13 protein-coding genes are annotated in these 13,864 nt (G+C 55.3%); all 13 read right to left on the bottom strand.

The features are described from left to right. Position 1 precedes the first annotated feature (1 nt). Positions 2-1,492 (bottom strand): HAMP domain-containing sensor histidine kinase, encoded by a 1,491-nt coding sequence (locus tag RAL88_RS19615; RefSeq protein ID WP_306265772.1) that lies wholly within the window; start codon positions 1,490-1,492, stop codon positions 2-4. Continuing rightward, positions 1,476-2,156 (bottom strand): response regulator transcription factor, encoded by a 681-nt coding sequence (locus tag RAL88_RS19610; protein ID WP_306265770.1) that lies wholly within the window; start codon positions 2,154-2,156, stop codon positions 1,476-1,478. Before RAL88_RS19610 ends, RAL88_RS19615 begins: the two co-directional genes overlap by 17 nt. Positions 2,157-2,385: 229 nt before the next feature. Then, positions 2,386-3,888, bottom strand: a complete 1,503-nt coding sequence (locus RAL88_RS19605; protein WP_306265768.1) for a Do family serine endopeptidase — start codon at positions 3,886-3,888, stop codon at positions 2,386-2,388. Between the two features lie 173 nt (positions 3,889-4,061). Continuing rightward, complete coding sequence (locus RAL88_RS19600) at positions 4,062-5,300, bottom strand: bifunctional alpha/beta hydrolase/OsmC family protein (protein ID WP_306265766.1); 1,239 nt, start codon at positions 5,298-5,300, stop codon at positions 4,062-4,064. Between the two features lie 55 nt (positions 5,301-5,355). Next, the gene (locus RAL88_RS19595; RefSeq protein WP_306265765.1) at positions 5,356-5,817 is read right to left on the bottom strand and encodes a cytochrome c-type biogenesis protein; all 462 of its coding nucleotides are present in this window, start codon (positions 5,815-5,817) and stop codon (positions 5,356-5,358) included. Positions 5,818-5,820: 3 nt separating this feature from the next. Then, complete coding sequence (locus RAL88_RS19590; RefSeq protein ID WP_306265764.1) at positions 5,821-7,803, bottom strand: heme lyase CcmF/NrfE family subunit; 1,983 nt, start codon at positions 7,801-7,803, stop codon at positions 5,821-5,823. A gap of 41 nt (positions 7,804-7,844) precedes the next feature. Further along, a complete protein-coding gene (gene ccmE / locus RAL88_RS19585; protein ID WP_306265763.1) occupies positions 7,845-8,297 on the bottom strand; it encodes a cytochrome c maturation protein CcmE in 453 nt (150 codons plus the stop codon). A gap of 79 nt (positions 8,298-8,376) precedes the next feature. Then, positions 8,377-9,531 carry a c-type cytochrome biogenesis protein CcmI gene (gene ccmI, locus RAL88_RS19580; RefSeq protein ID WP_306265760.1) on the bottom strand — a complete coding sequence of 385 codons (1,155 nt, stop codon included), beginning with the start codon at positions 9,529-9,531 and terminating at the stop codon, positions 8,377-8,379. Between the two features lie 203 nt (positions 9,532-9,734). Continuing rightward, positions 9,735-10,196, bottom strand: a complete 462-nt coding sequence (locus RAL88_RS19575; RefSeq protein WP_306265758.1) for an RT0821/Lpp0805 family surface protein — start codon at positions 10,194-10,196, stop codon at positions 9,735-9,737. Positions 10,197-10,330: 134 nt separating this feature from the next. Beyond that, on the bottom strand, positions 10,331-11,707 hold the full coding sequence (locus tag RAL88_RS19570) for a sensor histidine kinase (RefSeq protein ID WP_306265757.1): 1,377 nt from the start codon (positions 11,705-11,707) through the stop codon (positions 10,331-10,333). Further along, positions 11,704-12,366: a response regulator transcription factor gene (locus RAL88_RS19565; protein ID WP_306265756.1), complete on the bottom strand. Its 663-nt coding sequence runs from the start codon at positions 12,364-12,366 to the stop codon at positions 11,704-11,706. Before RAL88_RS19565 ends, RAL88_RS19570 begins: the two co-directional genes overlap by 4 nt. Positions 12,367-12,626: 260 nt before the next feature. Further along, positions 12,627-12,920 (bottom strand): PepSY domain-containing protein, encoded by a 294-nt coding sequence (locus tag RAL88_RS19560; RefSeq protein WP_306265754.1) that lies wholly within the window; start codon positions 12,918-12,920, stop codon positions 12,627-12,629. A gap of 162 nt (positions 12,921-13,082) precedes the next feature. After that, a complete protein-coding gene (locus RAL88_RS19555) occupies positions 13,083-13,577 on the bottom strand; it encodes a YcgN family cysteine cluster protein (RefSeq protein ID WP_306265753.1) in 495 nt (164 codons plus the stop codon). Between the last annotated feature and the right edge of the window lie 287 nt (positions 13,578-13,864).

Below are 13,864 nucleotides of genomic sequence, written 5' to 3'. Positions count from 1 at the left end.
GTTATGCTGCTTGCTTAGCACCTGCCAGATCAACGACATCGCCCTTCATTTCTTGGCAGCCGGGAAAATACAGCGATACGCTCAATCCCCGGCCGGGAGGATTCCCGACAGCATCTTCGGATGAAGGGTGTGTATGTTGCAAGTCGATCTTTGCGTTATGCAGCCCGGCGACAGCGGATACCAGACTGAGGCCCAGCCCTGAGCCCGGCTGTGATCGGCTGCCGTCCAGCCGGGTAAAGCGCTGCAGCACTCTGGTGCGGGCTTCTTCATCAATTCCCGGACCATTATCTGCGACAGTCAGCACGGTTTCGTCGTCATTCCTAGCCACAGAGATTGTGATTTTCGGGTCAGGGCCATCACCGCCCTCATCAGGTGAGGGTGCATATTTAAGGGCATTGTCCAAAAGATTCGCCAACGCCTGGCTGATCAGCTCACGATTGCCAAAGACCGGTGCACTTTCAGGCGTGTCGATATCAAACGTCATGCCCTGCTCTTCGACCAGCGGCTCATACAATTCAGCGACATCGCCGACGATCTGCGACAGGTTGAGATTTGACATGACCTCTCCGGGCGCCCTCGCCTCGACGCGGGCGATCAACAGCAACGCATTGAATGTCTTGATCAGCTGGTCGGCTTCATCAATGGTCATTTCCAGCGCGTCACGATAGGCACCGTCGTTTCCATCCTCCGCCAGCGCGGATTCCACACGGCTGCGCAACCGTGTCAGCGGCGTTTTCAGATCATGGGCAATATTGTCGGACACTTCTTTCAGACCATGCATCAGTTCCTCGATGCGGCCGAGCATGGCGTTGAGACTGACCGCGAGCCGGTCGAACTCGTCGCCACTGCCAGTGACTTGCAGACGCCGCGACAAATTGCCGGAAATGATGCTTTGGGTCGTGCTGGATACCGCATCAATGCGCTTCAGCACGCGGCTGGAGACGAACACCCACGAGATCAGGCCCAGCACCACCAGCATGCCGCCGGCAATGATAAAGGTCTGACGTGCAATCTCCTGAAGGGCCTTGCGTTCTCCGACGTCGCGGCCAACGAGGATTTTGTAGCCGCCGCGCAATTCAAACACCCGGACCACGGCGGTATGACCGGCCGCAACTCCGCCTTCCTCGATCAGGCGGTAGCGTATCTCGCGGGGTTCAGAATCGACATTTTCAAATAATGAGGGCGAAATCCGTGCAATGTTGCCGGCCAGCACATTGCCGCTATTGTTGACCAGCAGATACAAATTGGCGCCGGGTTGCCTTGAGCGGCGTTCCACCAGTGTGACAAGGCCAGGCAGACCGCGTTGGCCGTATTGTTCTGCAAGGCCCTTGATCTCGGCGTTGATGGTCTCATTCAGCTGGCGGGTCAACAAAGCCGATGTATTGGTATTGAGATAGACAACGAGAAAAACCGCGAACCCGGCAAATACCGCCAGATAGATAAGCGATAATTTGATTGCTGTGGTGCGAAAGAACTTACCGATCGTCGTCACGAATTACATATCCTGCGCCGCGGACAGTGTGCAGCAGCGGTTTGTCGAATTCCTTGTCAACCTTACCGCGTAATCGGGACATATGCACATCAATGACATTGGTCTGCGGATCAAAGTGATAATCCCAGACATTTTCCAGCAGCATGGTTCGGGTTACAACATGGCCCGCATGGCGCATGAGATATTCCAGCAGCCTGAATTCTCGCGGTTGCAGCGTGATGTTCTGGCCAGCACGCACAACCGTATGTGACAGCCGATCGAGTTCCAGATCCCCGACTGTATAGATGGTCTCGACATCTTCCGGTTTGCGGCGTCTTGCAAGAACCTCAACACGGGCGAGGAGTTCGGAAAAAGCAAAAGGTTTTGGCAGATAGTCATCACCGCCCGCGCGCAACCCCTTGACCCGGTCATCGACTTGTCCCAGAGCCGACAATATCATCACCGGTGTCTGTTTGTCCCGTTCTCGAAGGTCTTCGATGATCGAAAGCCCGTCACGTTTGGGCAGCATGCGATCAACAATCAGTACATCGTAATCATAGACCAGGGCCTTGTGGGCCCCTGTATCCCCATCGGCCGCATGATCGGCAACATGGCCGGCTTCGGTGAGGGCTTTCACCAAATACCGGGCTGCTTCCTGATCGTCTTCAATGATGAGAATTTTCATATGTGCTTCAAGCTTCTTATGGACTTCAGGGACGGTAGCGCATCCTGTTTGGGTTACCAAGCGGCTGCATAGCTGTTTCTAGAAAAAAGAAGCTGCGGGAAAGGCTTGGCGACGGGGCATTTAAGCGCCCCGCCACCAATAGGCAAAAGACAATCGGGGCGACACGATTTTTGTCTTTCACCGTCGCATAGGGTGACTGAGGGGACGGTCACCCTATTTCGAGACAGGATCAGGCTTTGGCGAAAGGCACCGCGACGAAGCGGACACCCCGTTCACTCTGAACCTGCATGAGTACAGCCTTGCGGCCATCTTTCTTGACCATTTCAACCTTGGACGTCACATCCTCGACGCTGGTAACGGGCTCGCCATCAACATTCAGAATTACATCACCACGGACGAGACCTTTTTCTGCCGCCGGGCTGTCGGCGTCCACTTCGGAAATCACCACACCATTTTCGGCACTCTCAAGGGTCAGGCCCAAAGTTGCGGCTGAAGCCGGTTTGACCATTGAGCCGGGCTCCGCACCAGCGCGGCGGTCCAGTTCATTCAGACTGCCGAGCGTGACACTGATGTCCTGCTCTTTGCCGTTGCGCCAGATCGTCAGCGACGCCTTTGCGTCCGGGGCATAAGAGGCGATCAGCCGGGCCAGCTCTTTCGGGCCTTCAATCCGCGTGCCGTCCACAGCGAGAATGGTATCACCGGCGCGAATACCGGCTTTCCCGGCAGGACTGTTATCCTGCGGCTGAGTGACGAGTGCACCTTCGGCCAGTTCAAGACCGAGACTTTCGGCGATTTCATCGCTAACAGGCTGGATCTGCACACCAAGCCAGCCGCGCTCGACGGCTCCATCGTCCTGCAGGTCGGCGATCACCACTTTGGCAGTCGATGCGGGAATTGCGAATGCAATCCCGACATTGCCGCCGGAGGGCGAGAAGATCGCAGCATTTACGCCGATCACTTCGCCGCGCATGTTGAAGGCCGGTCCGCCTGAATTGCCGCGATTAACCGGGGCGTCAATCTGGATGAAATCATCATATGGACCAGCCCCGATGTCGCGACCATTTGCCGAAACGATCCCGGCGGTGACCGTGCCGCCCAAGCCGAAGGGATTGCCAACAGCCACGACCCATTCACCAACGCGGGACGGCTGTTCGGCAAAGCTCACATATTTGAACTCGCGGTCTGCATCGACTTTCAACAGAGCCAGATCGGTGCGTTTGTCGGCGCCAATCAGTTTCGCTGAAAATTCAGTGCCGTCGTCGAGGACGATGGTAAATTCTTCGGCACCATTGACCACATGTTCATTGGTCACCAGCAGGCCGTCTTCGGATATGAAGAAGCCCGATCCCTGGGATTCGGCACGCCGGGGGGCTGCACGCTCATTGCCCTGATCGCCAAACCGGCGTTCAAAGAAGCGCCGCATGGGATGCCCTTCGGGCAGATCACGGAACTCGCGGGGCATGTCATGTTCAGCAGGCGCTGCAACTGTCTGCAGTTTGCCGCGCACTTTAACACTGACAACCGCAGGCTGAACCTGTTCAACGACATCAGCAAAGTTAAGCGGAGAGGCTGACTCGACGCGCACAGGCGCGGCGAGAACCGGCGAAGTGCCGGTGAAATAGCCGCCCGCTGCCACGATACCCGATATTCCCAAGGCTGCGACGCCAGCGCGCAGCGCATTGCCGCGATGCTTGCTGATTTTCAGTTGTCCGGTAGGTGTTCCAAGAGACATGGTTTGAGTTTCTCCTCATCAAAAACGATTTGGCGACAATCGCCGTTGATGAGAGAGATAAGACCAGTCACCTTACCGCGCTGTTTCAGAGGACTTAAACTTTTGTAATTTTGATGCCCTTGAAATCGCAATGAAATCACCCGCTTGCGCTTACCGCTTGCAGTTTTCGTGGATCAGGCCTGTTCCGGAACAATTCGGGTTACGATGCCGGCTTTGCCTTCCAGGGTCTTGTGAACCGGACACTTATCGGCGATTTCCAGCAATTTTTTCTGAAGCGCTGCGTCAACACTGCCGCCGACAGAAATCCGCCGCTCAAACTGATCGATTTTACCGGAGGTGCTTTTCAGCTCTTCCGCGCAGGCTTCACAATCTGCGGCGTGTATTTTTTCATGCAGAACAGTGACTGAGATTGGCCCGATATCGAGGTTCTTGAAATTGGCATACATTCGCAATGTCATTGATGTACAGGCACCCAGCGCCGCGGCGAGAAAATCATAAGGCGAAAGCCCGCTGTCCAGGCCGCCGACAGAGATGGGTTCATCGGCCAGCAGACGATGCTTGCCGCTGCGCACAAAATTCTGGAACTTGCCCTCGCCGGTTTCGGCGACGAGCACGCCTTCGCGGTCAGGTGATGTAACAACCGGCCGGTCGGCAGCAATGAAACGACCGGCCCAGGCCGAGATCACTTCAGCTGCGTATGCAGCGTCTTCCGGGTTCGACAAAAGATGATCGGCGGAATCCAGTGACACAAAACTTTTTGGATGTTTAGCCGCGGCAAATATCCTGCCGGCATTCTCGATCCCCACTGTCTGGTCAATCGGCGAGTGGAGCACCATCAAGGCGCGCTTCAACTTGCCGATATGCTGCTCGATAGACTGGGTACGGATATCTTCCAGAAACTGCTTCTGTATTTTGAAGGGGCGGCCTGCCAGGGTAACAGTGGCCTCTCCGTCGCGCTCGATTGCATCCAGACTTGCACCGAAATTCTGGATCACATGGTCCGCATCGGCCGGCGCACCTATGGTCGCAACTGCTTTGACTTCAGGAATTGCGCCTGCCGCGCACAGCACTGCAGCTCCTCCCAAGGAGTGGCCGACAAGGATGCTCGGGGCCTCATAATTCTGCCGCAGAAAATCCGCCGCGCGCACCAGATCACCCACATTGGAAGAAAAATTGGTGTTGGCAAAATCACCATCAGACGCGCCAAGACCGGTAAAATCGAAGCGCAGAACCGCAATGCCCCTTGTGGACAATTCGCCGGCAATCCGTTTGGCGGCCAGAATGTCTTTTGAGCAGGTGAAACAATGGGCAAAAATCGCTGTGGCGCGGATCAGGCCCGCCGGCATATCCATGCGTGCGGCCAGGGCTTCGCCCTTGCTGCCAGTAAATGTGACTTTTTGAACTCCAGCCATGGACGCCCTTTCTTGCCGAGGAATACCGGCAAGATGCGCCCGGAATGATCACGTATCAACTGTCAGCAGATAAAATTTTCTTGAGAGTTTCGTGTTCCGCGTCACTGAGCGGCTGTTCTTCAATGTTCTGATTACGCCTGGTGCGGAATGATGCAAAGGCAATTCCGGCGGCCAGAATCAGCAGCGCGAGTGGGGCGATCCACAAGATCGCATTGGCCATGTTGAAGCGCGGTTTGAGCAGAACAAACTCGCCGTAGCGGGCGACGAGAAACGTCAGCACATCTTCATTGCTGTCACCGGCAACGATGCGCTCGCGCACCAGAAGCCGCAGATCTCTGGCCAAGGGTGCATTTGATTCATCAATCGACTGGTTCTGGCACACCATGCAGCGCAGTTCTGCCGATAAATCACGGGCACGGGCTTCCATTACCGGGTCATCCAGAACCTCGTCCGGTTCCACCGCCAGAGCGGGTGTGATGAGCAGACCAAGCATCAGGAATATAAGGAGTTTGCGCATAGACTATTCCGCCGGTGCCATGACAGACGCGGCTTTTGCGCGTTTGGGAGCGCCCACCCGCAAGCGTCTGTCGGTGAGAGATACGATGCCGCCCGCGCCCATGAACAGCGCGCCAAACCACAGCATCAGGATCATCGGTTTGTGGTAAACGCGAACAACCACTGCACCATCGTCGTTGAAATCACCCAGTGTTGCGTAAAGCTGAGAGACACCGAAGGTCTTGATGCCGGCTTCCGTTGTGGGAAAATTACGCGCCTGATACAGGCGTTTGGCCGGTGACAGCACGGCCACAATCTCGCCGTCGCGGCGTACTGTCATATCGGCCACCTGCTCGGTGAAATTGGGGCCGCTATTGGGACGAATCCCATCCAGTGTTATGGAATAACCGGCTATTTCGATTGTGTCGCCAGGGCTTGCGACGGCCACAGCCTCGTGCTCATAAACACTGACACCAACGATGCCAAGCACGGTAATGCCCATGCCGGCATGGGCCAGGGTGGTACCAAAGGCCGAGCGCGGCAGGCCGATAAGCCTGGAGACTGCCGTCATGAAGGGAACACGGAAAAACCGGGCCCGATCAATCAGTTCCGCAAGGGCACCGAACACCAGCCAGACCCCGACCGCCATCCCGAAAGGCGCTGCAAAAGAGGTCTTTGTCTGAAACGAAAATGTTGCGAGTATGGCTATGACAGCCAGTCCGAATACCCAGGACAGGCGCTGTACAACCGCCTTCAGATCACCGCGTTTCCAGGCCAGAAACGGGCCGAATGGCATGGCCAGTAGCAGGGGCAGCATCAACGGACCGAAAGTCAGGTTGAAATAGGGCGCGCCCACCGAAATTTTTTCACCGGTCAGGGCTTCCAGAGCGAGCGGATAAAGCGTCCCGACCAGAACGGTGGCTGCAGCCGTTGTCAGCAGCACATTGTTCAATACCAGAGCGCCCTCGCGGGAAATCGGGGCGAAAATTCCGCCTTGCTTCAATGTGCCGGCACGCATCGCGAACAATCCCAGACCACCACCGATAAACAGCAGCAGTATCATCAGGATAAAAACACCGCGGGCCGGATCGGAGGCAAATGTGTGGACACTGGTCAGGACGCCCGAGCGCACCAGAAAGGTTCCCAGCAGCGACATTGAAAAGGTCAGGATCGCCAGCAGAATCGTCCAGATTTTCAGGGCATTGCGCTTTTCCATGACAACAGCTGAGTGCAACAAAGCAGTGCCGAACAGCCACGGCATGAAGCTGGCATTTTCGACCGGGTCCCAGAACCACCAGCCACCCCAGCCAAGTTCGTAATAGGCCCAGTAGGACCCCATCGCGATGCCGAATGTGAGAAACAGCCAGGCTGTCAAAGTCCAGGGCCGCACCCAGCGCGCCCAGGCGGCGTCGATTCGTCCGCTGATCAGTGCCGCTACAGCAAAGGAAAACGCCACCGAAAACCCGACATAGCCGAGATACAGCATCGGCGGGTGTATCGCGAGGCCGATATCCTGCAGAATAGGATTCAGATCGCGTCCCTCAAAAGGGGCCGGCGACATCCGCGCGAACGGGTTCGACGTCAGGATGATGAAAAGAAGAAAGGCGGAGGCAATCCAACCCTGCACCGCAAGCACATTGGCCTTCAACTGATCTGGAAGGTTGCGTCCGAACAATGCCACCAGAGTGCTGAACAGGGCCAGTATGCCGACCCACAGCAACATGGAACCTTCATGATTGCCCCAAACGCCGGTGAATTTGAACAGCAGCGGCTTTTGCGAATGCGAGTTTTCCCAGACGTTGCGCACAGAAAAATCAGAGACCACATAGGCATAGGTCAGTGCGGCAAAGGCAAGCGCGATAAAGACAAATACTCCGATCGCCGTCGAGCTGCCAACCGCCATCAATCGGGCATCGCCGCGATGGGCACCAAGCAGGGGAACCAGTGCCTGGACTACGGATAAGGCAAGTGCCAGCAAAAGCGCAAAATGACCAAGTTCCGAAATCACAGTTTCACCCCTTCAAAGATTAGATGTAATCAGGAAATGCTCTAATTCGTGACAGGAGCATCATCTCCCTGCCAGACACCCTGCTCTTTCAGCGCGTCAGCAACTTCCTTCGGCATATAGGTTTCGTCATGTTTTGCCAACACAATGTCTGCCACGAAAACCCCGTCGTCACCTAATGAACCTTCTGTAACAACACCCTGCCCCTCGCGGAACAAATCCGGCAAAATGCCGTCAAAGACCACATTTACGCTGTTGCCGGTATCCGTGACGCGGAAGGTGATGACCGATCCTTCAGTGCGCACAACACTGCCTTCTTCCACAAGTCCCCCGAGACGAATCCGCTCGCCCGGCGCTGCCCCGCCCTGCACGATATCACTGGGCGAATTGAAAAACACAATACGATCAGTCAGGGCAAACAGGACCAATCCGGCCGCAATCGCCAGAATACTGCCAGCCGTCGCAATCATGGTCAGACGTCTTTGCTTTCTGGTCATTGGATCCTTACCGTTCTGTACTTAATTTGAGATCTTCACTTCGCCATTCTCAGAATTTGGTGTCAGTTCTGGACGATTCTCAATTTTGGGCTGTCAGACCCAGGCTGCCAGCCATATCATTCAATTCTGTCATCGCTCTTTGATCTGACGCAAACTGCGTTTCAGCTTTTCTCAACGCCTCTACGGCATCATCAGGGCGCTCGAGCACGACGTAGGACCGGATCAGCCGTAACCAGTCCGCCAGATTGCCGGGCTCCTCCTCCAGTTTTGCGGCCAGACCGGCAACCATTGTGGAAATCATCTCCTGTTGTTCCTGCTGAGACAGGCTCATGATAGAAGCGGCGCTGTTGCTGGGCTCGGCCGGCGGCAGACCCAATTGGCTGCGCGCCATATTCAACTGATCCAAGGCGCCGGGTGCCCAGGCGGATTGCGGGGTTGCTTCTTCCAGCAGTGCCTCCCAAGCCTGAGCTGCCTGTTGGAATTTGCTTTCCTGAGTGAGGCCCATGGCCAGAAAGAAGCGCGGCCTGATGGCCGTCGCATCCAGTGCAATGCCACGTTGGAACAGTTTTTCGGCGCGCTGGGTCACCACGCCTTCCTGGCTGAGCACGATCGCTTCCCCCAGATCTGACAGGCGCGGCTCGGTGTCTCCGCGCAACCTGATTATGTTCTCGAATGCCCGCACAGCGTCGTCATAGCGACCCATTCGCTGATAGACCGGCGCGACAACCTCCCAGCCCTGATCATCATCGGGATTGGCGGCAAGATGGGTTTCGACACGCTCCACCAGACCAAGAATCTGACTCTGATCAGAGTTCTGCTGCTGATTCTGCACGCGTGCCTGCAGAGGCTGATCGTTTAGTTCAGGACTGCCGAGTGTCACATACATCAACGCGGCGATCACAGGAACAACGACAAACGCAAACGCTGCAGAAAACTTACGAAACAGAGTCGCCTTTTGCCCGGATGCTGCTGTTTCTGAAGTGTTTTCGGCCTTTGCGTTGGCCTCGATCAGACGTCGGCTTATTTCCGAGCGTGCGGATTCCGCATCCCGTTCATTGAGCACGCCGCGTTTCAGGTCGCGCTCGATTTCGGCCAGTTGATCCTTGAACACTGCAATATCATTATCGAAGGTTTCGGCAGTTGCAGAGTCATTTCGGGCGCTGCGCAACAATGGCAGAATGGCCAAAAAAATTGCGCTTCCCAACATGATTGTTAAGACAATCCAGAACAGCATTGAGGGTCAGCCCGTAATTACAAATTCAAATAAATGCATATCTATCAGATTCAGGATGTAAGCCCTGACGGCGAAGGCCGCAAGGAAAACCCGACTGAAGACCCGTTCAGAAAAATGAAAAGGGCTGAACAATGCCAGCCCTTTCCGTTCAAAATATCGTTATCCGCTTTTGTCAGCGGATGCGCGATCCTGCAATCAGGCCGTTATATCCGCCATGATCCGTCAGGCTGGCGACAAGCAGTGCCCCGCGCAGTCTCCGGCCGACCGTCAATATAGACGGTGTGCGTGTATTCGCGGCACTGCAGATTGTTGCTGCGATAGCTGCGAGTCGGCACAACTTCACCGTAATGGCCATTATCCGGATTACGCCAGACAACAGGAGAGCCGATACGACCGCTTTCCAGAGCCTGATATTCTGCATTATAAGCGCGGCGGCGATCCTGTTCGTCGAGGGAGCGACCGAGCTCACTTCCGATAAGACCACCGGCGACGATGCCGAGAGCTGTCGCGGCAACCTTGCCGCTGCCTCCGCCAAACTGATTTCCGATTACGCCGCCGGCAACTGCGCCTGCAACGGTTCCTACGCCTTGTTTAGGTCCGACATTCTGACAGCCTGCCAATGCAAGACTGAACACAGTGAGGGTCGCCAATACTTTAAGATTCATTTCGTTTTTTCCTTCCTGTGCGATCCGAAACTAATGCCGTACCGCATACGCATGTTCACTTGGTTTGTTTTCACAGCAAAATGGCGCAATTGTGCCAAACAACAACATTTTTCTGTTCCTTTGTAAAACTCCATCTATTTGTCATTCGCGACACAGGGAAGAGTCAGTTTCGCCTTTAATCCGCCCATCGCACTGCGTTCCAATTTTATGGTTCCACTATACAGATTCGCAGTCTCCAGGACAATCGACAGGCCAAGACCGCTGCCTGCAACAGTTTCATCTAATCGTTTGCCGCGTTTCAAAGCAAGCTTGGATTGCTCGGACGTCATACCGGGGCCATCGTCTTCGACACACAACGCCCAGTTGGCCTTCGTGACTTTGTAAACGCGAAGTGCGACTTTAGAGTGGGCCCATTTACTGGCGTTGTCGATCAAATTGCCGCTGACTTCTTCAAGATCTTGTTTTTCACCGCGAAACACAATATCGTCTTCGAATGTCGCCGTGATGGTCAGGCCCTTGTCACGATAGATTTTCTGCATTGCACGCACCAGACTTTCGATGACCGGCCTTACCGGCGTGGCGGTTCCAACGGCCGCCAGACCTGCGACAGAACTGGCGCGAGATAGGTAATGATTTACCTGATCACGCATTACGGTAACCTGGTCGGAAATTTTCCTGTCCCTGGCGGTGTTGCCCGACATTTCATTGGTGATGACGCTCAAGGGCGTTTTCAGTGCATGCGCAAGATTGCCAACATGAGTTCTGGCCCGCTCCACAATTCCGTGATTCGCGTCAATCAGCCCGTTGATCTCGTTGACGACAGGGGCAATTTCCGAGGGGTATGTCCCGGTGATTTTCTGCTTCCGCCCAGCCTGAACGTCCAGCAGGGCACCGCGAATCGATTCCAGCGGGCGCAGCCCCAGACGCACTTGGAGATAAATCGCAAAGCCCAGAAACGCCGCGAATACAAGGAATGTGGCCATCAGACTGGAGCGGAAATCTGCAATATCCTGATTCAGTTGCGATACATTTCCGGCAACCGCAATCACCAGCTCAGCCTCATTTGGCAGGACATAGCTGCGCTGAAACAGCCTGATGGCATCTCCCCCGGGGCCCCGCAGCGTATCATCTGCTGACGGCGCTGTATCCGATTGCACGAAATCCAGACTGCTGCCTATCAATGAATCCGACGTGAACAGGATAGATCCCTGGTCATCTCCTATCTGCCAGTACCAGCCGGACAGCGGCTCCAGAAAGCGCGCTTCGCCGATATTTTCCGGTGCCGACAAAGACACTGCATCACCCTGGCCCAGCATTTGTGTCGCCAAAGCTCCAATCAGTGCGTTTGCATAGGCCTCCAACTGCCCGTCAAAGGCGGTCCTCACGGATCTGCCGTAGAGGTTCGTGAGAACAAGGCCGGCGGCCAGAAGACCAATTCCCATCAGCACCGCTGACGACAGGAACAAGCGCAGCGCAAGCGAGTCGGGCTTTGGCAGCGCGCGCCGAATCACTCAGCCTGCCCCATCCGGTAACCGAGGCCGCGAATCGTTTCGATCAACCCGTCCGGAAGCTTTTTGCGCAGACGGCCGACAAAGACTTCGATGGTATTGGAATCGCGGTCAAAATCCTGATCATACAAGTGCTCGGTCAACTCAGTTCGGGAAATCACCTTGCCCTGATGATGCATCAGGTAAGACAGAGTGCGAAATTCATGCGCCGTGAGTTTGAGTGACATGCCCTCAACCGTCACGCGGTTGCCCTTGGTGTCGAGCCGAACCGGACCGCAGGTGATCTCGTTGGAGGAATGACCGGCGGCCCTCCTGACCAACGCTCTCAGACGCGCCAGCACTTCTTCCATGTGAAATGGCTTGGCAACATAATCATCAGCGCCGGCATCAATGCCCTGAACCTTGTCAGTCCAGCGGTCTCTCGCCGTCAGCAGGAGAACCGGCATTGTCCGGCCATCGCGCCGCCATGCTTCCAATACACTGATACCATCCATCGTGGGCAGTCCGACATCCAGCACCACGGCGTCATAAGGTTCTGTATCTCCGAGAAAATGCCCATCTTCACCGTCTGTCGCAGCATCCACAACATAGCCGGCGTCTTCCAGAGCCTGTTTCAACTGGCGATTGAGATCCGGCTCATCTTCAATTACGAGAACACGCATAGGTCCCTTCTGATCCTGTTCCGCCCGGTGCGGGATTGGTCCCGGGTCAAACTCTAGATCGTTTCCTCTCCATATAGAAGCTTTTGCCGGAAGGCGTCGCTGGTCTGGCTCACCTGCGCATCAAATTTACGCGTCTGCCCGACGGCAACTCACACCTTTTTAGATAAGGACATCAGCAACACGGCCAAGCTCCCGGGAAGCCGGGCCGGGCGGCACAACATGCCAGCCCCGTCACATGATTTATGGTCGACAGGCAGAATCTAATCCGCGCTCACTGACATATTTTTTACCTGCCCGTCGGGCTGCAAGACTGAAATCACATAGACATAACCATTACCCTGGAGGCACAATTGAGCGCTGACGATCTTTCCGCCATCCTGGGTCACGCGTCTCCTGATCTCAGACAGTGGCTTTGCCGAACCGCTGCGTACAGCATCACTCGCCTGAGCATTGCTGAGGCAGTCCTGTGCATAGGCTCCCGTCATCGATTCCTGGACCACCAGGGGGGCGATACCCATCGTCAGCGAGACCGTCAGAATTTTAAGTGTGTCCATCATCATACTGCCTTTCTTAAGGCATTGTTCCTGAATGGGAAATGAATGGCCACAGCCTGCGCTCAAATGTAGCAGAAATCCCGGCATTTCAAGATCACGTGGCTGCCACTGCAATCCATTGAAAAATATCTTTTATTTATGATCAGGCATGAAATTGGAGCCTTATTTTCCGGTGTCCGTAACCGGCCAGCTGACGAGATGCTCCTCATATTCCTCTATCGGCACGCCGATTTCGGTTTTAATACGGCCGCGCACTGAAATTCCGGCTGCGTGGACAGTATCCGCATCGCCTGACACAAGCGGGTGCCACCACAGCAAAGGCTTTCCGTCGCGCAGGCGGGCATAGGCACAGCTTGGCGGCAACCATGACAATTCACCGACCGTTTCCGGCGTGAGTTGCAGACACTCTGGAACCTTGGCCAGCCGGTTCGGATAATCCATGCAGCGGCAGCTGTCATGATCCAGCAGGCGGCAGGCAAGATCGGTCCAGATAATTTCGCCGGTATCCCAATCTTCGACCTTGTTGAGGCAACAGCGTCCGCAGCCATCGCACAGCGATTCCCATTGCGCAGCTGTCATTTCCGACAGCGATGTATGCTCCCAGAAACGTTCAGCGCCGGTATCAGTTCCCCGCACGGTTTTTGCAGTCTTGCCCACATCGTCCCCGAAGTTAATTGCGAAGTGCTTCTGACACGAATGAAATGAAGACTCAAATACAGATCGCCCGCTCCGCTCGGGCATGACATCTACGCGCGCGTCCTGTCACAACAAGTTTCGTGAAAGCAGCGGATCAAAGCTGGAAAATTAGGCAGAATGAGGCTATTTATGGATTTCCTTATGGTCGCGATCCGGGGAATATGACATCGTTGTATCGACTGGCTCCGGGTTGTATAGACAGGGTCCGGCGATCATGTTTAACGGTGTGGTTGAGACCATCAAAGACT

It is taken from the genome of Pararhizobium sp. IMCC3301 (assembly GCF_030758315.1).
In the GTDB taxonomy this organism is placed as follows: Bacteria; Pseudomonadota; Alphaproteobacteria; order Rhizobiales.
Note: the sequence above shows the minus strand (reverse complement) of the source record. Positions and strands in the feature narration are given on the sequence as shown.